Annotated in this window: 22 protein-coding genes; 13 read left to right on the top strand and 9 right to left on the bottom strand. The window is 67.9% G+C overall.

What is annotated here, in order from left to right:
• Window positions 1-29: 29 nt before the first annotated feature.
• Together ACGTNG_RS08370 and ubiT are read right to left on the bottom strand one after the other, a co-directional pair.
• The gene (locus ACGTNG_RS08370) at window positions 30-2141 is read right to left on the bottom strand and encodes an adenosylcobalamin-dependent ribonucleoside-diphosphate reductase (RefSeq protein ID WP_394576556.1); all 2112 of its coding nucleotides are present in this window, start codon (window positions 2139-2141) and stop codon (window positions 30-32) included.
• A gap of 88 nt (window positions 2142-2229) precedes the next feature.
• The gene (gene ubiT, locus ACGTNG_RS08365; protein ID WP_394576555.1) at window positions 2230-2715 is read right to left on the bottom strand and encodes a ubiquinone anaerobic biosynthesis accessory factor UbiT; all 486 of its coding nucleotides are present in this window, start codon (window positions 2713-2715) and stop codon (window positions 2230-2232) included.
• Window positions 2716-3318: 603 nt separating this feature from the next.
• On the opposite strand from ubiT, the gene gdhA reads away from it, so the two are divergent.
• Window positions 3319-4671: an NADP-specific glutamate dehydrogenase gene (gene gdhA, locus ACGTNG_RS08360; protein WP_394576554.1), complete on the top strand. Its 1353-nt coding sequence runs from the start codon at window positions 3319-3321 to the stop codon at window positions 4669-4671.
• 123 nt (window positions 4672-4794) lie between these two features.
• On the opposite strand, the gene hemN is transcribed toward gdhA, so the two are convergent.
• Window positions 4795-6180 (bottom strand): oxygen-independent coproporphyrinogen III oxidase, encoded by a 1386-nt coding sequence (gene hemN / locus ACGTNG_RS08355; RefSeq protein ID WP_394576553.1) that lies wholly within the window; start codon window positions 6178-6180, stop codon window positions 4795-4797.
• 114 nt (window positions 6181-6294) lie between these two features.
• A complete protein-coding gene (locus ACGTNG_RS08350; RefSeq protein ID WP_394576552.1) occupies window positions 6295-7491 on the bottom strand; it encodes an NnrS family protein in 1197 nt (398 codons plus the stop codon).
• A 160-nt stretch (window positions 7492-7651) separates the two neighbouring features.
• Here ACGTNG_RS08350 and ACGTNG_RS08345 point away from each other — a divergent pair, with 160 nt between their 5' ends.
• The 10 genes from ACGTNG_RS08345 to ACGTNG_RS08300 all read left to right on the top strand — a co-directional run bounded on the left by ACGTNG_RS08345 (window position 7652) and on the right by ACGTNG_RS08300 (window position 17675).
• The gene (locus tag ACGTNG_RS08345) at window positions 7652-8104 is read left to right on the top strand and encodes an RrF2 family transcriptional regulator (RefSeq protein WP_394576551.1); all 453 of its coding nucleotides are present in this window, start codon (window positions 7652-7654) and stop codon (window positions 8102-8104) included.
• Window positions 8105-8288: 184 nt separating this feature from the next.
• Window positions 8289-8606, top strand: coding sequence for a c-type cytochrome (locus ACGTNG_RS08340; RefSeq protein WP_394576550.1), 318 nt, complete (start codon window positions 8289-8291; stop codon window positions 8604-8606).
• Window positions 8607-8691: 85 nt separating this feature from the next.
• Window positions 8692-10830: a transcriptional regulator NosR gene (gene nosR, locus ACGTNG_RS08335; protein WP_394576549.1), complete on the top strand. Its 2139-nt coding sequence runs from the start codon at window positions 8692-8694 to the stop codon at window positions 10828-10830.
• Between the two features lie 4 nt (window positions 10831-10834).
• Window positions 10835-12709, top strand: a complete 1875-nt coding sequence (gene nosZ, locus ACGTNG_RS08330) for a TAT-dependent nitrous-oxide reductase (protein WP_394576548.1) — start codon at window positions 10835-10837, stop codon at window positions 12707-12709.
• Between the two features lie 226 nt (window positions 12710-12935).
• Window positions 12936-14282 carry a nitrous oxide reductase family maturation protein NosD gene (locus ACGTNG_RS08325; protein WP_394576547.1) on the top strand — a complete coding sequence of 449 codons (1347 nt, stop codon included), beginning with the start codon at window positions 12936-12938 and terminating at the stop codon, window positions 14280-14282.
• On the top strand, window positions 14279-15223 hold the full coding sequence (locus ACGTNG_RS08320) for an ABC transporter ATP-binding protein (protein WP_394576546.1): 945 nt from the start codon (window positions 14279-14281) through the stop codon (window positions 15221-15223). Before ACGTNG_RS08325 ends, ACGTNG_RS08320 begins: the two co-directional genes overlap by 4 nt.
• Window positions 15220-16044 carry an ABC transporter permease gene (locus ACGTNG_RS08315; protein ID WP_394576545.1) on the top strand — a complete coding sequence of 275 codons (825 nt, stop codon included), beginning with the start codon at window positions 15220-15222 and terminating at the stop codon, window positions 16042-16044. Before ACGTNG_RS08320 ends, ACGTNG_RS08315 begins: the two co-directional genes overlap by 4 nt.
• Before the next feature lie 25 nt (window positions 16045-16069).
• Window positions 16070-16612 carry a nitrous oxide reductase accessory protein NosL gene (locus ACGTNG_RS08310; protein WP_394576544.1) on the top strand — a complete coding sequence of 181 codons (543 nt, stop codon included), beginning with the start codon at window positions 16070-16072 and terminating at the stop codon, window positions 16610-16612.
• An 89-nt stretch (window positions 16613-16701) separates the two neighbouring features.
• On the top strand, window positions 16702-17298 hold the full coding sequence (locus tag ACGTNG_RS08305; protein WP_394576543.1) for a hypothetical protein: 597 nt from the start codon (window positions 16702-16704) through the stop codon (window positions 17296-17298).
• Window positions 17299-17309: 11 nt separating this feature from the next.
• Window positions 17310-17675 (top strand): DUF6164 family protein, encoded by a 366-nt coding sequence (locus ACGTNG_RS08300; protein ID WP_394576542.1) that lies wholly within the window; start codon window positions 17310-17312, stop codon window positions 17673-17675.
• Between the two features lie 126 nt (window positions 17676-17801).
• Here the strand turns inward: ACGTNG_RS08300 and ahpF are convergent, their stop codons facing one another.
• The 3 genes from ahpF to ACGTNG_RS08285 all read right to left on the bottom strand — a co-directional run bounded on the left by ahpF (window position 17802) and on the right by ACGTNG_RS08285 (window position 20623).
• Window positions 17802-19358, bottom strand: a complete 1557-nt coding sequence (gene ahpF, locus ACGTNG_RS08295; RefSeq protein WP_394576541.1) for an alkyl hydroperoxide reductase subunit F — start codon at window positions 19356-19358, stop codon at window positions 17802-17804.
• A 171-nt stretch (window positions 19359-19529) separates the two neighbouring features.
• Entirely contained in the window at window positions 19530-20093 is a 564-nt protein-coding gene (gene ahpC / locus ACGTNG_RS08290; RefSeq protein ID WP_394576540.1) for an alkyl hydroperoxide reductase subunit C, read from the bottom strand.
• Between the two features lie 137 nt (window positions 20094-20230).
• Window positions 20231-20623, bottom strand: coding sequence for a ribonucleotide reductase subunit alpha (locus ACGTNG_RS08285; RefSeq protein WP_394576539.1), 393 nt, complete (start codon window positions 20621-20623; stop codon window positions 20231-20233).
• Window positions 20624-20990: 367 nt separating this feature from the next.
• Here ACGTNG_RS08285 and ACGTNG_RS08280 point away from each other — a divergent pair, with 367 nt between their 5' ends.
• Both ACGTNG_RS08280 and ACGTNG_RS08275 read left to right on the top strand, forming a co-directional pair.
• A complete protein-coding gene (locus ACGTNG_RS08280; RefSeq protein WP_394576538.1) occupies window positions 20991-22658 on the top strand; it encodes a BCCT family transporter in 1668 nt (555 codons plus the stop codon).
• Between the two features lie 273 nt (window positions 22659-22931).
• Window positions 22932-23465: an invasion associated locus B family protein gene (locus ACGTNG_RS08275; RefSeq protein WP_394576537.1), complete on the top strand. Its 534-nt coding sequence runs from the start codon at window positions 22932-22934 to the stop codon at window positions 23463-23465.
• 120 nt (window positions 23466-23585) lie between these two features.
• On the opposite strand, the gene mntP is transcribed toward ACGTNG_RS08275, so the two are convergent.
• The gene (gene mntP, locus ACGTNG_RS08270; RefSeq protein WP_394576536.1) at window positions 23586-24161 is read right to left on the bottom strand and encodes a manganese efflux pump MntP; all 576 of its coding nucleotides are present in this window, start codon (window positions 24159-24161) and stop codon (window positions 23586-23588) included.
• A 273-nt stretch (window positions 24162-24434) separates the two neighbouring features.
• The gene (locus ACGTNG_RS08265) at window positions 24435-25208 is read right to left on the bottom strand and encodes a glutaredoxin family protein (RefSeq protein ID WP_394576535.1); all 774 of its coding nucleotides are present in this window, start codon (window positions 25206-25208) and stop codon (window positions 24435-24437) included.
• Window positions 25209-25349 lie beyond the last annotated feature (141 nt).

Raw genomic sequence — 25349 nt, 5'->3', positions numbered from 1 at the left:
GATTAACGCTGGGCATCAGGCAGATCGACTTACCACTTGCCATAGGTGCCTTCCTTGAGCGCGTCATAGAGGTTCGCCGCGTTGTGCTCCTCGCCGTCGTAGATGACCTTCTCGTCGCCGGCGAGCTCGACGGTCTCGCCGTTCTCCAGCTCGAAGACGTAGGTGGTGTTCTTGAGGTCGTCCTCGCGCACCAGCACGCCCTGGAAGGCCTCGGGGTTGAAGCGGAAGGTGGTGCAGCCCTTGAGCTTGCTGGCGTAAGCGTCCAGGTAAAGGTCCTTGAACTCCTCGAAGGCGAACTCCGTGGGCACGTTGACCGTCTTGGAGATCGCCGAGTCGACCCACACCTGGGCCGCCGCCTGCACCGCCACGTGCTGCTTCGGGCTCACCGCGTCGGCGGTGATGAAGTAGTCGGGCAGATCGCTCTCCACCGCCTCGGCGGCAATGAAGTGGCGATAGGCGGCCAGCTCGAAGGAGACCACCTCGACCTGCTCCTTGGTCTTCTTGCCCGACTGGATGACGTTGCGGAAGTAGCGGTGCGAGAACGAGGGCTCGATGCCGTTGGAGGCGTTGTTGCCCAGCGACAGCGAGATGGTGCCCGTGGGGGCGATCGAGCTGTGATGGGTGAAGCGCGCGCCGTGCTCGGCGAGCTGAGCGACCAGCTCCGGCTCCACCTCGGCGACCTTCTGCATATAGCGGCTGTAGCGGGCGTGGAGGATGCGGCCCGGCACCTTGTCGCCGATCTCGTATGCCGTCTTCTTCTTTTTTAAAAAATCGCGCATCATCCGCGGGGTGATCTCGTAGTCCTCGGCGAGCGCCGGCGCCACGCCCTTCTCGCGGGCGAGTTCCAGCGCCTGCTTCCAACCCTCCAGGGCCAGGTTGCGGCTCACCTCCTCGGTGAAGGCCAGCGACTCCGGCGAGCCGTAAGGGATCTTGAGCATGGTCAGGGTCGAGCCCAGGCCCAGGAAGCCCATGCCGTGGCGGCGCTTGGCCTCGATCTCGCGGCGCTGGCCGGGCAGCGGCAGGCCGCTGATCTCCACCACGTTGTCGAGCATGCGGGTGAAGATCGCCACCACCTGGCGGTAGCGCTCCCAGTCGAAGCGCGGCTTCTTGCCGAAGGGATCGATGACGAAGCGGGTCAGGTTCACCGAGCCGAGCAGGCAGGCGCCCTCCCGGGGAAGGGGCTGCTCACCGCAGGGGTTGGTCGCCCGGATCTCCTCGCAGAACCAGTTGTTGTTCATGCGGTTGACCTGGTCGATCAGGATGAAGCCCGGCTCGGCGAAGTCGTAGGTCGAGGCCATGATGGTGTCCCACAGCTCGCGGGCCTTGATCACCTCGACGATGCGACAGGCCACGCGCCCCTCGTCATCGACGGTGTAGCCCTCCTCGATCACCGGCCAGTCGCGGTAGATCAGCTCGCTCTCCTCGACGTCGTCCTTCTCGCCCTCGTGGAGGGGGAAGGCCAGCGGCCAGTCGGCATCCTGCTTCACCGCCTCCATGAACTCGTCGGTGATCAGCAGCGAGAGGTTGAACTGGCGCAGGCGGCCCGCCTCGCGCTTGGCCTCGATGAAGCTCTTCACATCGGGATGGCCGACGTCGAAGGTGCCCATCTGGGCGCCGCGGCGTCCGCCGGCCGAGGCCACCGTAAAGCACATCTTGTCGTAGATATCCATGAACGCCAGCGGGCCGTTGGTGCCGGCGCCGGCGCCGAACACGAAGGCGCCCTTGTGGCGCAGGGTGGAGAACTCGTAGCCGATGCCGCAGCCCGCCTTGAGGGTCATGCCGGCATCCACCACCGAGTCGAGGATGTCGTGCATGGAGTCGCGGATGGTACGCGAGACGGTGCAGTTGATAAGGCTCACCGCCGGCTTGTAGGCCTCGGCACCGGCATTGGACATGATCCGCCCCGCCGGGATGGCGCCGTTCTCCAGCGCCCAGCGAAACTTCGGCAGCCACGCCTCGGCCTGGTCGCCCTCCACCGCCGCCAGGGCCTTGGCGACACGCTCCCAGGTGGCATGAACGTCCTTGTCCACGGGGTGGCCGTGACGGTCCTTGAGGCGATACTTGGCGTCCCAGATATCGCGGGACGGCACCTGCAGGGGCACCTCGTTGGAGGTCTTGACGGCCTTGGCGGATGTGCTCATGTCGGGGGTCTCCAGAGCGGTGTCAGGGTGAGTCGATATCAATATCAATAGAACAGTCGGGCCCGCCCGGCGCCGGCGGGCCGCGAGATCAGCGATCGCGCGCCGTGAGACGCTCCAGGCGCAGCAGCCACTCGCCGAGGCGCCCTTGGGCGAGGCCCTCCTCGCGCCCGTCGAGCAGGTTCTTGACCGTCAGGCCAAGCTCGGTGTCGCCCTCGATCAGCAGGCGACGCTGGAAGAACAGGCTGTCGGGATCCTCGCGCCGGGTGGCCAGGCACAGGAACTCGCGCCAGCCGCCGCGGATGGTCGCCTCGCCGGGCTCGCGGCAGAGCAACAGGCGCTGATCCGCGAGACTCAGGGTCAGCGTCACGCCGAGGTCCTCGACGGTCAGGCTGATCCGACGCCCTTCCAGGGCATCGAACTCGCCCTCCGCGAGCGGCTCGGCGAAGGTGCGGTTGAGCAGCGGCTCCACCAGCCGACGCTTGACGCCCAGCGGCACCCGGGGGTCCAGGGCGCGGATCAGGCGGCTCGGGGTGGGCGGACGCACAAGCGACAACGGCGGATGGGGCAGAGACATGAGGATTCTCCTGATGACGTCGAGGCGGCTGGGCCACCGAAGCGCTCATCCTAGGGGGCATCTAAACCGCCTGCACTGACATGCGTCAAGGCGTCGCCAGCACCGTGCTCCCCGAGGGCTGCGTACCATATATAGACCACTGGAAAGACTCAAGCACAAGATGTGCAAGAATCGCCTCAACGCACGCGATCACGCCGCGGGGCCGTTCGCACCGCCCAGGCCCCGCCGCGACGCGGCTCCAGCGAGGCGGCGGGGTGCTCGTCGCCGGAGGAAGTGGCGGCGCCGGCAGGCTGCCTGATCCCCCCGCCCTGCCCCAGGCGCTGTCCTGCCGATATCTGCCTCACTCTCCCCCGGCCGCCCCGGTTTTTCCCCGGTGCTGACGCGATCCTTGCCCGCCTTGCTCGCCCCGGATCGGGCATCAACGTTGACTCACCATCTATTAAATATATTTTATGTTTTATTGTGGTGCATAGATTTGTGCGGTTTTGAAGGGATTTCGCATCAAAACCATGCCCAATCCCTGCATGACCCATGCGCTTGCTGCATAATGGTGCATTGGCATATAGTGCGTGGAACCTTTTTCCACTGCATAGGAATCGCCCCATGCCCTACGTGCACGACACCCTCGAGGCCCTGCGCAAGAGCAGCCCGGCCCAGACCGAGTTCTACCAGGCCGCCGAGGAGGTGCTCGAGTGCCTGCGCCCGCTCTTCGAGCGCAGCCCCCACTACCTCGACCACAACATCATCGAGCGCATCGTCGAGCCCGAGCGGCAGATCATGTTTCGCGTCTGCTGGACCGACGACGAAGGCAAGGTGCAGGTCAACAAGGGCTATCGCATCCAGTTCAACTCGGCCCTCGGCCCCTACAAGGGCGGGCTGCGCTTCCACCCCAGCGTGACCTCGGGGACCATCAAGTTCCTGGGCTTCGAGCAGATCTTCAAGAACGCCCTCACCGGCCTGCCCATCGGCGGCGGCAAGGGCGGCTCGGACTTCGATCCCAAGGGGCGCTCGGACGCCGAGATCATGCGCTTCTGCCAAGCCTTCATGAGCGAGCTCTACCGGCACATCGGCCCGACCACCGACGTGCCGGCCGGCGACATCGGCGTGGGCGCGCGCGAGATCGGCTTCCTCTACGGCCAGTACAAGCGCCTGACCGGCCGCTACGAGGGCGTGCTGACCGGCAAGAGTCTCAACTGGGGCGGCTCCATCGGGCGCAAGGAGGCCACCGGCTACGGCGCCGTCTACTTCGCCGAGAACATGCTCGCGGCCCGCGGCGAGACCCTCGCCGGCAAGACCTGCCTGGTCTCCGGCGCCGGCAACGTGGCGATCTACACCATCGAGAAGCTCCTTGAGCTCGGCGCGATGCCCGTCAGCTGCTCCGACTCCCGCGGCACCCTGCATGACCCGCGCGGCATCGACCTGGCGCTGCTGCGTGAGCTCAAGGAGGTCCAGCGCACCTCGCTGGAGGCCTACCTGGCACAGCACCCCCAGGCCCGCTACATCCCCACGGGCGACTACCCGGCCGATGGCCACGCGGTGTGGCGGCTCGAGGGCGAGGTCGCCTTCCCCTGCGCCACCCAGAACGAGCTGACCGAGGCCGACGCGGAGACGCTGCTGGGCAACGGCGTGACCTGCATCAGCGAGGGCGCCAACATGCCCTCCACCGCCGCGGCGGTGGATCGCTTCCTGGCGGCGAAGATCGCCTACGGCCCCGGCAAGGCGGCCAACGCCGGCGGCGTGGCGACGAGCCAGCTGGAGATGGCCCAGAACAGCAGCATGGAGCAGTGGCCGCTGGAGAAGGTCGACGCCAAGCTCAAGGCGATCATGGCCAACATCCACCGGCAGTGCGCCGAGACCGCCGCCGAGTTCGACGACCCCACCAACCTGGTGCTGGGCGCCAACATCGCCGGCTTCCGCAAGGTCGCCGACGCCATGATCGAGCAGGGCGTCTGCTGATCCCGAGGCGCCGGGGCAGAGGCCAGAAGAGGCCAGACTGAAGCAACAAGACAGCGCGGCGCCCCGAGGGGCGCCGCGCTGCATTGGGCGGGGGAACCGCGTGGCGCGGAATGGCCGTCGGGGTCAGACGGTACGCGAGTAGCGCCCGGTGCTGTGGCTCAGGTAGGCGTCGAAGGCCATGGCGGCGTTGCGCATCATCAGCCGCCCGGCGGGCAGCACCTCGATGGCGGTATCGGTAATGGAAAGCAGGCCGTCGTCGACCATCTCCGTAAGCTCCTCGAGGGCCTCGGCGAAGGTGTCGCGGAAGACGATGCCGTGGGCCGCCTCGATCGCGGCGAAGTCGATGCGGCCGTGGCACATCAGGGCGTTGATCACGTCGCGGCGCAGCACATCGTCGGCGTTGAGGCGGTAGCCGCGCATCACCGGCAGCCGGCCCTGCTCGAGGCGCGCCTGGTACTGGGCGGTCTCCTTGACGTTCTGGCTGTAGCTGTCACCGACCTTGCCGATGGCGGTGTTGCCGAGGCCGATCAGGTCGCAGTCGGCGTGGGTCGAGTAGCCCTGGAAGTTGCGCTGCAGGGTGCCGTTCTCGCGGGCCAGCGAAAGCTCATCCTCGGGCAGGGCGAAGTGATCCATGCCGATGTAGACGTAGCCCGCCGCGGTGAGACGGCGGATGATCAGCTCCAGCAGCTCGATCTTGCGCTCCGGCGGCGGCATGTCCTCGGGGCGGATCAGCCGCTGCGCCTTGAACAGCTCCGGCAGGTGAGCATAGCTGTAGGTGGCGATGCGATCCGGGCGCAGGGCGATGATCTTGGCAAGCGTCTCGTCGAAGCTCGCCACGGTCTGCAACGGCAGGCCGTAGATCAGATCGACGCTCACCGACTGGAAACCCGCCTCGCGGGCCGCCGCCACCAGCTCCAGCACCTGCTCCTCGCTCTGGATGCGGTTGACCGCCTCCTGCACCCGAGTATCGAAGTCCTGCACACCGAAGCTCAGGCGATTGAAGCCCAGGGCGTAAAGCTCGTGGATCTGCGCGGGGGTCACGGTGCGCGGGTCCACCTCGAGGGAGAACTCCCGCTCCTCGGGGGCGGCGAAGTGGAAGGCCGCGTCCAGCGCCGCCATCAGCTCGCCGAGCTGGTCGTTGTCGAGGTAGGTCGGGGTACCGCCACCCAGGTGCAGCTGGGTCATGCGCCGCGACTCGTCGAACAGTGCCCCCTGCAGCGCGATCTCCCGCTTGAGCCAGGCCAGATACTCCGCCGCACGCTGCCGGTTGTGGGTGATGATCTTGTTGCAGGCGCAGTAGTAGCAGAGGCTCTCGCAGAAGGGGATGTGCACGTAGGCCGACAGCGGCTTGGGCGAGGCGGCCCGGTTGCTGCGCTCGGCGGCGGCCCGGTAGTCATCCTCGGCGAAGGCCGCCTGGAACTGCGGCGCCGTGGGATAGGAGGTGTAGCGCGGGCCGGGGCGATCGTACTTCTCGACCAGGGGACGGATGAACGGCAGGGTATCTTGCATGAGCGAATCGAGCCTCTTGAACCGAAGGGCGGCGGCCGCAGCCGTCACCGTTGGACGAATTATGCCAGCCGCGACCGGGCCCGTCGGTACCCTCGAAGGGGTAGCTGACCCAGATCAAGTTGCCGCCGCCGGGGTCGCGGCGCGCGCCGAGGCACGCATCGCCGCGCGGCGGGACCAGTGCCGCAGCCGCCAGACCACCAGCAGCCAGGCCAGGCTCCAGCAACCGGCCGCGCCCCACAGCAGCAGGTGCCAGCCGCTCCCCGCCAGGGGCATGGCGAGCCGCAGCCCGGCCGCCAGGGCAAACAGCCCCGCCAGGACCACCAGCCACGGCTCCTCGGCCGGCTGCCCCTTGGCCCTCAGGATGGCCTGACGCAGCATGATGCCGCTGGCCAGCGTGCCGAGCGCCCCGACTGTCACGGCATGCAGGCGAGTCGTCGGCGCGATACCGGCCAGCAGATCGGCCGCCACGAGCAGCGCTCCAACGCCCAGCCAGGCGTACCCCAGCAGCAAGGCGAGCAGGTCGGGGCGGTCCCGTAGCCGCCAGGGCGACCAGCGCCACAGGCGCATCGGGATCAGCAGCCAGGCCAGGGCGAGCAGCGCACCGGCCAGCGGCCATAGCGCGCGCTGAGTGACGAGGAGACCGACGCTTACCAACAGGCCCAGGAGGGCGGCTTCCAGGCGCGGCTGCACGCCCGCGCCCGCGGCCCGCTCGCGAGCCATCAGGTGCCCGTTGAGCGCAGGCGCGATCACCCGCCCGCCCATGAAGACCATCAGCAACAGCAGCCAGAGCACGCCCTGATGGAGCAGGGGCGGGAGATGCTCCGGGGCGAGGGCTCGCACCGCGAGGCTGGCCACGGCCAGCAGGCAAAGCAGCCCCAGCAGCGGGGAGAGCAGGCGGTTTCGCCACTTCTTCGCGGCCAGAAAGCGCGGCACCATGCCCGCGGCCAGCAGCAGGGCGAAGGTCGCCTCGGCCAGCAGCGCCGGCCAGGCCATGGGCGGGGCCAGCCACCCGAGGCGTCCGACCAGCCACAGCCCCGCCAGCAGGATCCGTCGCCGCCTAGGCAGCGGTCCCAGCAGATAGCCGGCGATCACCGCCAGGGCGAAGCCGAACAGCAGTTCCCGTCCATGGGCGGCCGGTGTTGCCAGCCCGGAGAGCCACCCTGACCCGGTTGCCATCACCGCCAGCGATAGCGGCAGCGCCAGCGCCGCCTGCAGGGCGGCGAGCGGAAAGAATAGCGTCCACGCGGGTCCCCGATCGGCCCGACGCTCATCCGAAACTTGACCTGGCGCATTGACAGGGACCTTTAACATGCATGTAAATTACATCTTAAAAGCGGTCTTGCCAATCCTGCTCGAACGGCCGCCTTCGGGACCGAATGCCGCGGCGCAGCGGCCGAGGTTGGCAGAGTGGTAGAATGGGGGCTCTTCCGCCTATCCAACCCATCGAAGCGCCCGACGCGCCGGGATTGCCATGCACCTGACCCGTTTCACCGACTATTCGCTGCGAGTCCTGCTCTACCTGGCCGTCAAGGGCGAGGAGCGTTCGACCATCAACGAGATCGCCGAGCGCTTCGAGATCTCCCGCAACCACCTGATGAAGGTGGTGCAGGACCTCAACCACCAGGGCTATCTCACCGCCATACGCGGCAAGAACGGTGGCCTGGTGCTCAAGCGCCGACCCGAGGACATTCCGCTGGGCGAGCTGGTGCGCGCCACCGAGCGCGACCTGGAGCTCGTCGAGTGCTTCGGCGACAGCAACGAGTGCGTGATCACCCCTGCCTGTCGGCTCAAGCCGATCCTGGCCGAGGCCCTCGCCGCCTTTATCGCCGTGCTCGATCGCTACACCCTGGCCGACCTGCTCGGCCCCCAGCGCCCCGCGCTGGTCAGGCTGCTGCAGCTCAATGATCCTCCGCCCGGTGATTGAGACGTTCCGCCCTCGCCTGCATTAGCGCTTCCTTTTCCTCTCTCGCTGCGCAGGCTAGGCTGAACATGATGCATGTCAAGCCAGATCCAGGTGGCAGCTGGCATCATCACATGACTCGCCTGACACGGCGTTCGACCGGGACAGGTTTTTTTATACCTATAAAGATGCATTCTGGAGGTACGTTATGAAATCCTTGATCGCTGTGGCCCTGCTGGGCAGCGCCTTCCTCGCCCTGGACGCCCAGGCCGCCGGAGATCCCGCCGCCGGAGAGGGCAAGGTCGCCGCCTGCGCCGCCTGTCACGGCACCGACGGCCAGGCCACCGCGCCCATCTATCCGAACCTCGCCGGTCAGAACGCCGACTACCTGGTGAGCGCCCTCAAGGCCTATCGGGCCGGCGAGCGCGGTGGTGGCATGTCCGCGATGATGACGCCTCAGGCCCAGGCGCTCTCGGACGAGGATATCGCCGATATCGCCGCCTACTACGCCAGCCTCACGCCCTGAGCCCCCCGGCCGGCCGTCGGGCTGGCCGACTGACTGAAGGGCGGCATGCCCGCCCTTCCCATGCGCTTTTCCTCCGGGAGCCGCCATGTCGATACGCCACAGGATCGCGGCCCGATGGCTCGGGCTGTTACTCGCTCTTGGCCTGTTACTGCTCTCCTCGTCGCTGCAGGCCCTCGAGCTGGCCCAGGTTCGCGAGGGGTTTCCGGAGAGTGATCGACTCGAGGCCGCCGAGTCCCAGTGGCCGGTGAGCGAGGTGTACGCCGGGGATGACCTCATCGGCTATGCCTTCGAGAGCGTCGACGTGGCACCGATCCCGGCCTATTCGGGCAAGCCGGTCAACCTGCTGGTGGGCATCGATCTCGAGGGACGTATCGTCCAGGCCGACATCCTCGGCCACGAGGAACCCATCATGCTGGTGGGCATCCCCGAGTCGAAGCTCGAGGGCTTCGCCGACGACCACGTGCCCGCCCACGTCAACGACCGCCTCAAGATCGGTGAGGAACTGGACGCCATCTCCGGCGCCACCGTCACCGTCATCGTCGTCAGTGACACCATCACCCGGGCCGCACGGCAGGTCGCCGCCGAACAGGGGCTGATCGCCGATCCGTCCGCCGCCCCACCGGCGCGAGTCCTTCCGGAGCGCTTCACGCCCGCCGACTGGGCGACGCTCACCGGCGACGGCACCATCCGCCGCCTGCGCCTGACCCATGGCGAGGTCGACGCCGCCTTCGCCGGCAGCCCCGCCGAGGACTACCTGCACACCCCGCAGCCGGCCGACCGGACCTTCATCGAGCTCTTCACCACCTACCTGAACCCGCCCACGGCCGGCCGCAACCTGCTGGGCGAGACCGAGTACGAGCAGCTGATGGCCGAGCTGGACGAGGGCGAACACGCCATCGCGGTCATGGGTCGCGGCGACTACTCCTTCAAGGGTTCGGGCTACGTGCGCGGCGGCATCTTCGATCGCATCGAGCTCGCCCAGGGCAACACCACGGTCAGCTTTCACGACCGTGACCATATCCGCCTGGGCCGGCTGGACATCGAGGGGGCTCCGCGCCTCGACGAGCGCGACATCTTCATCGTTCGCGACGCGGCCGCCTTCGATCCCGGCCGGCCCTGGCAGCTGGAGCTGCTGGTGCGCCGCGCCTCCGGCCCCCTGGACACCGAGTTCCGCCGCTTCAGCGCCGACTACAGCGTCCCCGAGGCCTACATCGAGCGCCCCGAGCCGCCGGTGGAGGAGCCGATCTGGGTCCAGGTGTGGCGCGACAAGGCGTTCCAGATCGCCGTGCTGGCCGCGGGCCTCATCGTGCTGACGATCGTCATGCTGTTCCAGGACGTGCTGGCGCGCCATCCGCGGATCCTGCGCCCGCTGCGCCTGGGCTTCCTGGTCTACACCCTGGTGTTCATCGGCTGGTACTCCCTGGCCCAGCTATCGGTGGTCAACATCCTGACCTTCACCAATTCGCTGATCAGCGGCTTCAGCTGGGGCTCCTTCCTGATCGACCCGATGATGTTCATCCTCTGGTCCTTCGTGGCGGTCAGCCTGCTGCTGTGGGGGCGCGGCGTCTTCTGCGGCTGGCTGTGCCCCTTCGGGGCGCTGCAGGACCTGGTCAACAAGGCCGCCCGCAAGCTGGGCGTGAAGCAGATCGAGGTGCCCTTCGCTCTCCACGAGCGCCTATGGGCGGTGAAGTACATCCTCCTGCTGGGGCTCTTCGCGGTCTCGTTGCACTCGCTCGGTACCGCCGAGCGCTACGCCGAGGTGGAGCCCTTCAAGACCGCCATCACCCTGCGCTTCCAGCGCGAGTGGGGCTTTCTGCTCTACGCCCTGGCGCTGGTGGCGATCTCGGCCTTCAACCATAAGTTCTACTGCCGCTACGTCTGCCCGCTGGGGGCCGGCCTGGCCATCCCCGCCCGCCTGCGACTGTTCGACTGGTTGAAGCGGCACCGCAATGACTGCGGCAGCCCGTGCCAGATCTGCGCCAACGAATGCGAAGTGGCTGCCATCCACCCCGACGGCCACATCAATGCCAACGAGTGTCACTACTGTCTCGACTGCCAGATCACCTACCACGACGACCAGCGCTGCCCGCCGGTGATCAAGCGCCGCAAGCGCTATGAGAAGGCGGCACGCCTGGCCGCGGGCAAGGGTGGCGTCGAGACCCATGACCCCGGCACCGCCGGAGACCGCAAGCTGCAGCGAATCCCGACTCTTCAGGAGGAGTGAAACCATGGTAGACAAGAAGAAAGAGATCGAAAGCCTCGGCCGCCGCCACTTCCTGCGCAACAGCGCGGTGACCGGCGTCGCCGGCGCCGGGCTCGCCGGCGGCTTCGGTGCCGGCGCGCTGATGAGCAGCCGCGAGGCGCAGGCCGCCGAGAACGGCGTCGAGATCGCCCCCGGCGAACTCGACGAGTACTACGGCTTCTGGAGCGGCGGCCATCAGGGCGAGGTTCGGGTGCTGGGCATCCCCTCCATGCGCGAGCTGATGCGCATCCCGGTCTTCAACGTCGACAGCGCCACCGGCTGGGGCATCACCAACGAGTCGAAGCGCATCCTCGGCGACTCGTCGCGCTTCCTCAACGGCGACTGCCACCATCCGCACATCTCCATGACCGATGGCAGCTACGACGGCAAGTACCTGTTCATCAACGACAAGGCCAACACCCGCGTGGCCCGCATCCGTCTCGACATCATGAAGACGGACAAGATCACCAGCATTCCCAACGTGCAGGCGATCCACGGCCTGCGCCTGCAGAAGGTGCCGCACACCAAGTACGTCTTCGCCAACGCCGAGCTGCCGATCCCGCAGGTCAACGACGGCCGCGACCTGGAGAGTCCCGACAACTACTTCACCATGTTCAACGCCATCGATGCCGAGAGCATGGACGTGGCCTGGCAGGTGATCGTCGATGGCAACCTCGACAACACCGACGCCGACTACACCGGCCGCTTCGTGGCCTCGACCTGCTACAACTCCGAGAAGGGCATGACGCTGGCCGACACCATGCGTGCCGAGCGCGACTGGGTCGTGGTGTTCGACGTCGAGGCGATCGAGGCCGCGGTGGCCGCCGGCGAGTTCGAGACCCTGGGCGACAGCGAGGTGCCGGTCCTCGACGGCCGCCATGGCTCCAAGCTGACCCGCTACATTCCGGTGCCCAAGAACCCCCACGGCCTCAACACCTCACCGGACGGCAAGTACTTCATCGCCAACGGCAAGCTCTCGCCGACCGTCTCGATCATCGCCATCGACAAGCTGCCCGAGCTGTTCGACGGCGCCATCGAGCCCCGCGACGCCGTGGTCGGCGAACCCGAACTGGGCCTGGGGCCGCTGCATACCACCTACGACGGTCGCGGCAACGCCTACACCACGCTGTTCATCGACAGCCAGGTGGCCAAGTGGAACATCGAGGACGCCATCCGCGCCTATAACAGCGAGGACGTGAACTACCTGCGCCAGAAGCTCGACGTCCACTATCAGCCGGGCCACAACCATGCCAGCCTCACCGAGTCCAAGGACGCGGACGGCAAGTGGCTGGTGGTGCTCTCCAAGTTCTCCAAGGACCGCTTCCTGCCGGTGGGCCCGCTGCACCCGGAGAACGACCAGCTGATCGACATCTCCGGCGAGGAGATGAAACTGGTCCATGACGGCCCCACCTTCGCCGAGCCCCACGACTGCATCCTGCTGCGCGCCGACCAGCTCAACCCGAGCCGGGTCTGGACCCGCGACGATCCCTTCTTCGCCGAGACGCGCGCCATGGCCGAGGCGGACGGGGTCACCCTCGAGCGCGACAACAAGGTGGTCCGCGACGGCAACCAGGTGCGCGTCTACATGACCTCGATCGCCCCGCAGTTCGGCCTGACCGAGTTCAAGGTCAAGCAGGGCGACGAGGTGACCGTGACGGTCACCAACCTCGACCAGGTGGAGGACCTGACCCACGGCTTCGTGATGGTCAACCACGGCGCCTCCATGGAGATTGGCCCGCAGCAGACCTCCAGCGTCACCTTCACCGCCGACAGGCCCGGGGTGTACTGGTACTACTGCTCCTGGTTCTGCCATGCCATGCACATGGAAATGACCGGCCGCATGCTGGTCGAGAAGGCCTGATCGCTATCGAACCCCGATAGCTGGCCAAGGGAGGGTAAGCCGTTAGCCTCGGAGTGAGAGGCACCGGGGGCAAACCAAAGCGGAGGTCCTACGCCAGGGACGGCGTCGGTAGCGTACAGGGAAGTATTCACAGCGCCTCCTCGACGGTTTGCCCTCGGAACAGCCTCGAGCGATGACGGCCAAGCGTATTGCCCTCGGACTTTCCCGCTTGTTCGCGGAGAGACGCATGATCCGACGACTGCTTCGCGTCGTCCCGACACCGATTCTCGTCGCCTGGCTGCTCGCGTGGCTGCCGGGCGACCTGCTGGCCGCCGTCTGGACGGCCAGCCCCGGCGAGCCGCTGCAGCCGCTGGTCGACCGCGCCAGCGACGGCGACCGCCTGATGCTGCCCCAGGGCCGCTACCCTGGCCCCGTGATCATCGACCGTACCCTCACCCTCTCGGGCGAGCCGGGCGCGGCGATCGACGGCGGCGGCGAGGGGCATGCCGTGGTCCTCGCCGCCCCGGACATCGTGCTGGAGAGCCTCGCCATCGAGAACTGGGGGGCCAATCTGACCGACATGGATGCCGGCATCTTCGTCGAGAAGCGCGCCGCCGGCAGCGTGATCCGCGACGCACGCCTCACGGGCCCCGGCTTCGGTATCTGGCTCGACGCCGTGAGCGAGGTGCAGGTCCTCGACAACGTGATTCGCGGCGACGCCACGCTGCGCTCCCAGGATCGCGGCAACGGCATCCACCTGTTCAACGTCGTGGACGTGCGGGTGGAGGGCAACGACATCCGCCGCACCCGCGACGGCATCTACATCGATACCAGCCGCGACAGCCTGCTGCGCGACAATCACATGGCAGACCTGCGCTACGGCGTGCACTACATGTACGCCCACGACAACCGGCTGGTGAACAATGTCACCCGGGGCACCCGCACCGGCTATGCCCTGATGCAGTCCAAGCGGCTGACGGTGATTGGAAACCGCTCGGATAACGACCGCCACTACGGCATCCTGATGAACAACATCACCCACTCCACCCTGCGCGACAACCGCGTCACCGGCATCCAGCAGCGACGGGACGCCCAGGGCCAGGGGCTGGTCAGTGGCGCCGCCGGCAAGGCGCTGTTCGTCTACAACGCCCAGTACAACCGCTTCAAGGGCAACCGCTTCGCCGACAGCGACATCGGCATCCACCTCACCGCCGGCTCCGAGGACAATGCCGTGGTGGGCAACGCCTTCATCGACAACCATCAGCAGGTGATGTACGTGGCCACCCGCCCCCAGGAATGGTCCGAGGCGGGCCGCGGCAACTACTGGAGCAACTACCTGGGCTGGGATCTCGCCGGCGACGGCATCGGCGATACCCCCTTCGAGCCCAACGATGCCATGGACCGCCTGCTGTGGCGCTACCCGGTCGCCCGCCTGCTGATGCACAGCCCCGCGGTCCTCGCCCTGCGCTGGATACAGCGCCAGTTCCCGGTGTTCCGTCCCCAGGGGGTCAAGGACAGCGCCCCCCTGATGACGGCACCCGACATGAATGCCCCCGGCCTGAATCAACCCAACCTCGGAGACGCCGACGCATGACCGCGGTGATCGATTTTCAGGGCGTGACCAAGCGCCACGGCGACCTGGTGCGCCTCGACGCCCTCGACCTCTCGGTCAACGAGGGCGAGGTCCTGGCCCTGCTCGGCCACAACGGCGCCGGCAAGACCACCATCATGCACCTGATCCTCGGCCTGCTCTCGCCCAGCGCCGGGCGCGTCTCGGTGCTCGGTGGCGCCCCCGACGGCCCCCATGCCGAGACCCTGCGCCGACGGCTGGGCTACCTGCCCGAGAACGTCAGCTTCTACGAGCAGTTGAGCGGCCGCGAGGTGCTCGACTACTTCGCCCGCCTCAAGCGGGCCGATCGCCGCCAGGTCGACGCCCTGCTCGAGCGGGTCGGCCTGGGCCCCGCCGCCGACCGACGCGTGAAGACCTACTCGAAGGGCATGCGCCAGCGCCTGGGCCTGGCCCAGGCGCTGCTCGGCGAGCCGCGCCTGCTGCTGCTGGACGAACCCACCACCGGGCTCGATCCCGCGGCCACCCGCGACTTCTACGACACGGTGCGCGAGCTGCGAGAACGGGGCTGCACGGTGCTGCTCTCGTCCCACATGCTGCCCGGGGTGGAACCCTACATCGATCGCGCCCTGATCCTGGGCGGCGGACGACGCCTGGCGCTGGGCGACATGGAGGCCCTGCGCCGACAGGCGTCGCTGCCGCTGACCATCCGCGCCTGGGGGGCCATGCACGACCACGACTGGCGGCACGGCTGGGAGGACCCGCGCATCGAGGCCAGACCCGTCAACGGCCACGAAGTGACGCTCTCGGTGCCCGCCGACGCCAAGCTCGCCGTGCTGCGCCGCCTGACCGCCCTGCCCGGCGTGAACGACATCGAGCTGCTGCCGCCGACCCTGGAACACCTCTACACCCACTTCTCCGCGGCGCCTGCAGCCCCGCGGGGGCCCGCCTCGGGAGACGCCCGATGACTGCCATTCTGACCATCGCCGGCAAGGAGTTCCGCGACGGCCTGCGCAACCGCTGGGTGCTGGCCATCGCCCTGGTGCTGGCCCTGCTGGCCGTGGGCATTGCCTGGTTCGGGGCCGCGGCCAGCGGCGGGCTGGGCTTCACCTCGCTGGCCACGACCCTGGTCAGCCTGGCCACCCTGGCGGTGTTTCTGATTCCGCTGATCGCCCTGCTGCTGGCCTACGATGCCGTGGTGGGCGAGCAGGAGGCCGGCACCCTGCTGCTGCTGCTCACCTACCCCATCAGTCGCACCTCGCTGCTGCTCGGCAAGTTCCTGGGCCACGGCCTGATCCTCGGGGCCGCGACGACGCTGGGCTTCGGGATCGCCGGGGCGGTGATCGCGCTGGCCGCCGATGGCGTGGCCCTCGCGGAGCTCAGCGCCGGCATGGGCCTGCTGATCGCCAGCAGCGTGCTGCTGGGCTGGGTCTTCATCGCCTTCGCCTACCTGATCAGCGTCTGCGTCACCGAGAAGGCCCGGGCCGCGGGGCTCGCCCTGGTGGTGTGGTTCCTCTTCGTGCTGGTCTTCGACCTGGGGCTGCTGGCCCTGCTGGTCAGCGTCGAGCGGGGTGGTGACTGGCTGCCCTGGCTGCTGCTGCTCAATCCCATCGAATGCTTCCGCCTGATCAATCTGGCCGGCGTCGAGGCGGCCCGCAGCTACATCGGCCTGACCGCCATCGCCGAGGGCGGGGCCTTCCAGCCCGCCGTGGTGGTGCCGATCCTGATGGCCTGGATCCTCGTTCCCCTGGGCCTGGCCCTGCTGCGCTTCCGCCACCGTTCGGCCTGAGCCCCCCATGTTCCGGAGTCTTGCCATGCCCCGCTTACCTATCTTGCTGACGCTGCTCCTGGTGCTGCTCACCGGATGCAGCGAATCCGACCCCGAGACCCTCGCCGCTCCGGTGCCCATCGCGGACGGCGACAGCTGTCACGTCTGCGGCATGCTGATCCAGGACTTCCCCGGCCCGAAGGGCGAGGCCTTCCTGAAGGGGCAGGACACGCCGAGCAAGTTCTGCTCGACCCTGGAGCTCTTCACCTTCCTCAAGCAGCCGGAGAACGAGACCCGCCTCTCCCACGCCTATGTCCACGACATCGGCAAGACGACCTGGCAGCAGCCCGCGGACGAGGCCTTCGTGCCGGCCAGCGACGCCTGGTACGTGGTCGGCCATGACCGCCGCGGCGCCATGGGCCATACCCTGGCCTCCTTCGCCGCACGCGGGGATGCCGAGGCCTTCCGCGACGAGCATGGCGGCCGGCTGGTGACCCATGAGGAGATCGACCTCGACCTGCTGGGGCGCCTGGGACGCGGCGAGCTGGGCGGCGCCATAGCCGAGATGGACGCGCACACCGCCCATTGAGCGGGGCGCTCCACCGGCGGCGGAGCGCAAGACAGCCCCGCCGCCCCATGCTAGCCTCGGGCGCGTCCCGGTCCGAGGAAGCCCCTGCCATGCCCCGCCGCTCCCGTCTCGCCCCGTTCCTGCCACTGTGCTCGACGCTGCTCCTGGCAGCAGGCCTGCTGCTGGCCGGCCCCGCCGCGGCCACGAACTACAACACCAGCGACGTCCGGGCCCATGGCGGCTGGCACTCCCTGGCCCTTACGCTCGGCGAGGCGCGCCACTTCCGCGCCATCGACCAGCAGAGCTACAGCGACTCGATCTTCAGCGTCAACGCCAGCGCCGGGGCCTGCGACCTGCCCTGGCTGGAGCTTCGCGTGGCGCTCGACGACTACCAGCCCGAGAGCGCCACGGTGAATCGCGTCCCCGCCGACCTGCGCGTCGATCACGCGCCCATCCACAGCGGCCGTGCCGCCTTCATTACCGAGCGCGGTGACCGCGGCTTCTACGTGCGCATCGCGCTGGCCGAGCTGGACCCGCTGCTCGACGAGATGGCCGACGGCGAGCTGCTGCGCCTGCGCCTGATGCGCGGCGAGGACGACCCCTGGTACATGGCCTTCAGCCTGGACGGGGCCGGCGAGGCGATCACGCGCATGCGCCGCCTCTGCGCACGGGCGCCCGTCCCGGGCGGCGACGGGCGCGAACACTGACGGAGAGCAAGATGGCCAAGCTGCTGTTTCACCTGGGCAACGTGCCCGACGAGGAAGCCGAGGAGGTGCGTCGCCTGCTCGACGAGCACGCCATCGCGAGCTACGAGACCCGCGCCGGCTTCTGGGGGCTCGGCGTGGCGGCCATCTGGCTGCGCGACGAGGCCCAGCGGGAGCAGGCCCGCGCGCTGATCGACGCCTACCAGCAGACGCTCGGCGCGCAGGTGCGCGACGAGCAGGCGCGCCTCGCCGCCCGCGGCGAGGCGCCGACCCTGTGGCGGCGCCTCCGGCGCCGGCCGGTCCGCACGCTGCTGCTGGCCCTGCTGGCCGCCGCGGTGCTCGCCGTCTCGCTGCTGCCCTTCCTATGGCTGCTCGACTGACGCCGCCCCCGGCACCCGGCCGGGCGGCATGACGCCCTGCCATTAACGACCATGCCCCCGCCGGGTTCACCGACGGGGGCATGGAAGGACCGGTCGAGGGGCATCAGCGATGCCCGGGCCGTTGGATCACTGCCGGATGAGGTAGTCGAAGGCGCCGAGGGCGGCCTTGGAGCCCTCGCCCATGGCGATGACGATCTGCTTGTAGGGCACGGTGGTCACGTCGCCGGCGGCGAAGATGCCGGGGATCGAGGTCATGCCGTGGTTATCGACGACGATCTCGCCGCGCTCGGAGAGCTCGATGGGTGATTCCTGCAACCACTCGGTGTTGGGCACCAGGCCGATCTGCACGAAGACGCCCTCCAGGTCGACCCGGCGCAGCTCGCCGGTGGCGCGCTCTTCAAAGGTCAGACCGTCGACGCGCTTGCCGTCGCCGTTCACCTCGGTGGTGCGGGCCCCGAGGATGATCTCGACGTTGGGCAGGCTGCGCAGTTTCTTCTGCAGCACCGCGTCGGCGCGCATCTCGTCCATGAACTCGAGCAGCGTCACGTGGCCGACGATGCCGGCCAGGTCGATGGCCGCCTCGACGCCGGAGTTGCCGCCGCCGATCACCGCCACGCGCTTGCCCTTGAACAGCGGGCCGTCGCAGTGGGGGCAGTAGGCCACGCCCTTGTTGCGGTACTCGGCCTCGCCGGGCACGCCCATCTCGCGCCAGCGGGCGCCGGTGGCCAACACCAGGGTCTTGGCACGCAGGCGGGCACCGGACTCGAACGCCACCTCGTGCTCGCCGCCCGGCTGGGTGGCCGGCACCAGCGACACCGCCCGCTGCAGGTTCATGATGTCGACCTCGTACTCCTTGACGTGCTCCTCCAGCGCCGCGGCCAGCTTCGGGCCCTCGGTGCGGGGCACGGAGATGAGGTTCTCGATGCCCAGGGTGTCGAGCACCTGGCCGCCGAAGCGCTCCGCGGCGACGCCGGTACGGATGCCCTTGCGCGCGGCGTAGACCGCCGCCGCGGCGCCGGCGGGCCCGCCGCCGATCATCAGGGTGTCGAAGGTGGCCTTGTCGTTGAGCTTGGCGGCCTCGCGCTCGGCGGCGCCGGTGTCCACCTTGGCCAGTATCTGCTCCAGGCTCATGCGGCCCTGGTCGAAGGGCTCGCCGTTGAGGTAGACGCTCGGCACCGACATGATCTCGCGCGCCTTCACCTCGTCCTGGAACAGCGCGCCGTCGATGGCGACATGGTGGACGTTGGGGTTGAGGATCGCCATCAGGTTCAGCGCCTGGACCACGTCCGGGCAGTTCTGGCAGGAGAGCGAGAAGTAGGTCTCGAAGCGCATCTCGCCGTCGAGGCTCTTGATCTGCTCGATCACCTCCTCGGAGGCCTTGGGCGGATGACCGCCGATCTGCAGCAGCGCCAGCACCAGCGAGGTGAACTCGTGGCCCATGGGGATGCCGGCGAAGACCACGCCGCTCTCCTCGCCGGGACGGTTCAGGGCGAAGGAGGGCGTGCGGGTGTCCTGACCATCGAGCTTCAGGGTGATCTTGTCGGTCAGCCCGACGATGTCGGTCAGCAGACCGTGCAGTTCCTTGGACTTGTCGCCGTCATCGAGGGACGCGACGATCTCGAACGGCTGAGTGACCTTCTTAAGATAGGCGTTGAGCTGGCTTTTCAGATTGTCGTCCAACATGACAGCGGCATTCCTTCATGTTCGGGGTTCAAGACGGAGGCATGAGGATCCCGTGGCTTCCCGCGCGGGGCGCCTCGGTCGCTCAAACTTCCTGAATCGAGACCCGGGCAGGGGATGCCCGGGTGGGGACAGGCGAGGCCGTGAGGGGCCTCGCCGGCAGGGGCAGATCGTTTAGATCTTGCCGACCAGGTCCAGAGAGGGAGAGAGGGTCTCTTCGCCTTCTTCCCACTTGGCCGGGCAGACTTCGTTCGGGTTGGCGCGCACGTACTGGGCGGCCTTGACCTTGCGCAGCAGCTCTTCGGCGTTACGGCCGATGTTGCCGGCGTTCAGCTCGATGATCTGGATCTTGCCGTCCGGGTCGACCACGAAGGTGCCGCGCTCGGCGATACCGGCGTCCTCGATCAGCACCTCGAAGTTGCGCGAGATGGCGTGAGTCGGATCGGCGATCATCGGGTAGGTCAGCTTGTTGATGGTCTCGGAGCTGTCGTGCCACGCCTTGTGGGTAAAGTGGGTGTCGGTGGAGACGCTGTAGATCTCGACGCCCAGCTTCTTGAACGCTTCGTAGTTGTCGGCCAGGTCACCCAGCTCGGTCGGGCAGACGAAGGTGAAGTCGGCCGGGTAGAAGAAGAAGACGCTCCACTGGCCCTTGAGGTTCTCGTCGGACACGTCGACGAACTCGCCGTTGTGGTAGGCGGTGGCGTTGAACGGCTTGACTTCGGTGTTCAGCAGGGACATTCGGTGATGCTCCTTTCGACTATCGTTGAATGATTGGCGGGGATACGGGAGGCATGGTAGCCCGTATCTTTTGATAGCGTAAATTGAATGGTGCCATGGATCTGATAATTCAACCCTATGGTCCCAGCCGACGGGCGTCAGCCGATGCTCACCGCCTCGCCCTGGCGGTCGAAGGCCAGGAAGGACGCGACATTGCCCATCTTCAGCGACTCCACCATGCGGTTGAGGTGCTGCTCGGCCTCTGCCTCGGCGTTCTGGCCGGCCAGGGCCGCCACGAAGACGATGTCCCACTCGGCGCCGGTCTCGCGGGACTCCGCCAGCAGCGCCGCCATGTCGGTCAGCGCCTCGGGGGCCTTGTCGACGCAGACCACCGGGGTCAGCACGCCGCCCTCGCCCTGCTCGAAGCGACGCCGCTGCTCCTCGCTGGGGTGGTCGGGCAGTTCGGCGCGGGTGAAGACGAACAGCAGGCGCTGGGGCTCGGACTGGGCACGCGCCTCGTCCAGCAGGTCGGCAAAACATGAAATGGCCACGGGCCCTCCTCAAGATGAAATGACAGTTGCGGGCTGACAGGTACGGGCAGCGTAACGGGCCGCCCCCGTTCCGTGAAGGAAGGATCGCGGCCCGCGCGATCCAGGTCAGGTTTCTGCCCGGCGCTTCAGGGGGATGGTCGGCGCCAGCCGATGCCGAGCGTTGAGACCCGAAGTGGCAATTCCCCGGGCGAATCCTCAGACTGGCGAGGCTTTCGGACCCTCAGATCGTGACGCAGCGGCACCTTCGCCGGCGCGGCCCTCGAGACGGCCCTCGGGGAGTCGCGAGATTTCCCGACACCCGCCACATCGATGTGACCGTGAACACGCGCGACGCTCTCCTTTCGTTTCCCCCACCGGAGGTTTCCCCATGGAAAAAGACTCCCCCCAAGCGCCCAGAGACAAAGGCACCCCTGTCTCTGACGGCGTCCCCAGGCCGGAAGGCCCGGCGAACCTGATCGATACCGACTACGTGATCGGCCAGGACAACGTGACCGCCAGCCGCTTCGGCCTCGATGTCGACCTGCACGGCAAGGTGTTCTCGATATCCGCCCTGACGATCCTCTTTTTCGTGTTCATCACCCTGGCCCTGCAGGACCAGGTCGAGCCGATCTTCGATGCGGTCTTCGCCTTCCTGACCGGCAACATGTCCTGGTTCTTCCTGCTGGCGGCCAACGTCTTCGTGCTCCTCGCCGTGGGGCTGATCTTCACGCCCCTGGGCAAGATCAGGATCGGCGGGGCCCACGCCACGCCGGACTTCAGCTACACGGGCTGGTTCGCGATGCTGTTTGCCGCCGGCATGGGCATCGGCCTGATGTTCTACGGCGTCTCGGAGCCGCTGACCCACTTCGGTACCGCCCTGGGCGGCACCAGCATGGAGGGTGGCGCCCGGACCGACTGGGCACCGCTGGGCGCCGCGGCCGGCGACACCGACGGGGCGATCTCGCTGGCCATGGCGGCCACCATCTTCCACTGGGGCCTGCACCCCTGGGGGATCTATGCGGTGGTGGCGCTGGCACTGGCGCTGTTCTCCTTCAACAAGGGCCTGCCGCTGACCATGCGCTCGATCTTCTACCCGATCCTGGGCGAGCGGATCTGGGGCTGGCCGGGCCATGTGATCGACATCCTGGCGGTGTTCGCGACCCTCTTCGGCCTGGCGACCTCGCTCGGCCTGGGGGCCTCGCAGGCCGCTGCCGGACTCGGCTACCTGTTCGACGTTCCCAACAACAACGTCACCATGGTGCTGCTGATCATCGGGATCAGCGCGGTGGCGCTGCTCTCCGTCATGGCCGGCGTCGACAAGGGCGTGCAGCGCCTCTCCCAGATCAACATGGTGCTGGCCTTCCTGCTGCTGGCCTTCGTGATTGCCGTCGGTCCGACACTGGCCATCGCCACCGGCTTCCTCGATAACCTGAGCGCCTACCTGGTTCATCTGCCCGCCCTGTCGATGCCCTTCGGGCGTGAGGACGCCAACTTCAGCCAGGGCTGGACCGCCTTCTACTGGGCATGGTGGATCTCCTGGTCACCGTTCGTCGGCATGTTCATCGCCCGCGTCAGCCGCGGCCGCTCCGTGCGCGAATTCCTGATCGCCGTGCTACTGGTGCCGTCGCTGGTCTCGGTGCTGTGGATGACCGCCTTCGGGGGCACCGCCATCGACCAGGTGATCAGCGACAACTTCCAGGGCGTCAAGGAAGCGGCGCTCGAGCTGCAGCTGTTCACGATGCTGGGCCAGCTGCCGCTGACCTCGATCACGTCCTTCGTGGGGATCGTGCTGGTGATGGTGTTCTTCATCACCTCGTCGGACTCCGGCTCGCTGGTGATCGACTCCATCACCGCCGGCGGCAAGGTCGATGCGCCGAAGCCGCAGCGCATGTTCTGGGCCATCATCGAGGGCGTGATCGCCATCGCCCTGTTGCTGGGTGGCGGCCTCGCCGCACTGCAGACGGCGGTGATCACCACCGGCCTGCCGTTCACGCTGGTCCTGCTGGCGGCCTGCTACGCCATCATCAAGGGACTGCTCTCCGAGCCGCGACGCTGACCCCCGCCCCTCTCCGGCCCTGCCGGAGAGGGGGCTCTTCTCTGGCCGGGACCCGTGGCCCCGTACGGGGCCATGCCACGATGAGCGGGCCAGGCCCGCTCATCGCCCCCGGCGGCGGCCGGGCTCGACCTCGCGCCAGCGAACAGGCATGGTTGTGCTCTAGTGTCGGATCTCTCACCGCGCCCCAGGAGGCCCTCTCTGTGCGGTGACGAGTGCCGAATGCCGCGACCCCCACGAGCGTTCATGGCCCTCGAGGCCGAGGAGGAAACACCGATGTCGAACCGTCTGACCAGACGCCTGTGCATGACCGCCCTGCTGTCGCTGCTGGCCATCGCGCCCACGGCCTTCGCCCAGCAGGCGACGCCGGGCGCCGCCGGGGCCAATGTCCAGACCGAGCAGTTCCGCGATTGGCAGGTACTCTGCCCGCCCGAGGGCCAGCAGGGCCCCTGCACCATGAGCCAGCTGGTCACCAACCCGAACAGCAGCGATCCGCTGATGCGGGTGATCCTGGGCTATCCGCCGGAGCTCGAGGGCCGGCCGGCGATGACCTTCCTGCTGCCGCTGGGCGTGCGCCTCGCCGCGGGCCTGCAGCTCGCCGTGGGCGGCGGTGAGCCGGCCCAGTTCCCCTATCAGGTCTGCCTGCAGCAGGGCTGCCGCGCCGACCTGCCGGTGCCGCCGGCGCTGCTCAGCGACCTGCGCGGCGGTAGCAGCGCGACCCTGAGCCTGGTCGGCCCGCGCGGCAACCGCATGGACCTGGACATCTCGCTGATGGGCTTCACCGACGCCAACGCGCGCATCGAACCCTGAACGCCTGAATGAACGACCGTCCCGAGACGCAGACGCCCCGGCCATTGGCCGGGGCGTTTCGTTGGGGCTGTCGTCGAGGCGAGCGCGGGGATGCCGGGCGACACCCACCCGGCCCGGGCCCTACCAGAGCCCCACATGGTCGTGCAGGATGGCGGTGCCGATACCGATCAGCACGACCCCGCCGAGCAGCTCCGCCCGCTTGCCGATCAGCGCCCCGAGGCGGCGCCCCAGCAGCACGCCCAGGGTCGCCATCAGGGTGGTGGCCAGGCCGATGGCCAGGGCGGTGACCAGGATATTGACCTCCATGAAGGCCAGCCCGACCCCCACGGTCAACGCATCGATGCTGGTGGTGACGGCGGTGGCGACCAGCAGCCAGCCGCCGTGGCGACGCGGCGGGTCATCCGCCTGCCCCGCCGGCTCGGGCGCGGCGAGGCCGGCGAGGATCATGCGCCCGCCCAACAGCAGCAGCAGGGCGAAGACCACCCAGTGGTCCCAGGCGTCGATATGACGCGAGGCGCCGTAGCCCAGTACCCAGCCGATCAGCGGCGTCAGGCCCTCGATCACCCCGAAGATCAGCCCCGTGCGCAGCGCCTCGCGAAAGCGCGGCTGGTGCAGCACGGCCCCCTTGCCGATGGCGGCGGCGAAGGCATCGGTGGACATGGAAAAGGCCAGCAGGGTGGTGGACAGCAGCGTCATCCTGAATCGCATCCCGGCCGGGCGGTCACCACGACGGCGCGGCGCGCCCGGCCTGGGGCACCGCACAGTCGATGGTCTCGCCAACCCGGAGGTACACCTGCCACGGCATCTGGCCGACTGTGTTGACAGGCATGCTCACGAGGGCGTGAGCCGGCTACTCCCCAACGAAGGGCATGTGGATCGGCGGGGCGTCCCGCCGTCCTCGATGCGAGAGTATATCAACTCTTGATGTTGCCATGCAGCACGCGGGTGCCTGCCTTCGATACCCGGGCCTCACGACAGGAGCGCTTTCAAGGGCATCCACAGTCCCATGAAGATCATGACCAGGTTCTCGGTCAGGGAAACGAAGCCCAGGGGAACATTGCTGTTGCCGCCGACGCAGGCGCACTTCAGCTCTCGCTTGTCGATATAGACGGCCTTGAAGACCGAGACGGCGCCCACCGTGCCGATGAAGAGCGCCAGGGGGGCGGCGAGCCAGATAAAGGCACCGGCCAGCATCAGGACACCGGCCAGGGTCTCGGCGAAGGGGTAGACATAGCCGTAGCGGACGTGGCGCTGGGCGAGCAGGTCGTAGTTGAGGAACATGGTGCTGAAACTTTCGACATCCTGCAGCTTCTGGAGCCCCAGCAGGGTCATGGCAGCGGCGATCGCATACTCCAGCATGCGCCCGGAGACGAGGGTGTCGCTGGCCGTCCAGCTCACCGCCAGGCCGATCAGCAGGGAGGTCGCGAAGATGGCGATGACGGGCTGATAACTGGTCTCCTTCTCGCCGGGCACGCTCATGCCGAGATACTCGCGGACCTCCTCATAGCCCCCCACGCGCGTATCGCCGATATAGACCTGGGGCGTGGTATCGACGCCGGCCTCTTCCTTGAACGCCTCGATCGCCTCGCGAGAATCGAGGGTGTGATCGTCCACCCGATAGCCCTTGCGCTCGAGCAGATCCAGGGTCTTCAGGCCAAATGGGCACAGATGCTCGTCCGTCTTCATGCGGTAGAGGCGAGCGCTCTCATGCGGCGCAGACGATGCCGAGGTAGCGTGGCTCATGATCATCGACCTCCTGGCGGTAGCGGGAGCGGATCGGGGCGCCCGGACACTCCAGGCCATTCCGCACCATCGCCTTGCCGATGGCTGCGGTGGCGCCCCGCACGTTACCTCCAGCCTAGAACCCTTGTGTGACCCAAGGGT

This window comes from Halomonas sp. B23F22_3 (genome assembly GCF_043496965.1).
Taxonomy (GTDB): domain Bacteria; phylum Pseudomonadota; class Gammaproteobacteria; order Pseudomonadales; family Halomonadaceae; genus Halomonas.
Note: the sequence above shows the minus strand (reverse complement) of the source record. Positions and strands in the feature narration are given on the sequence as shown.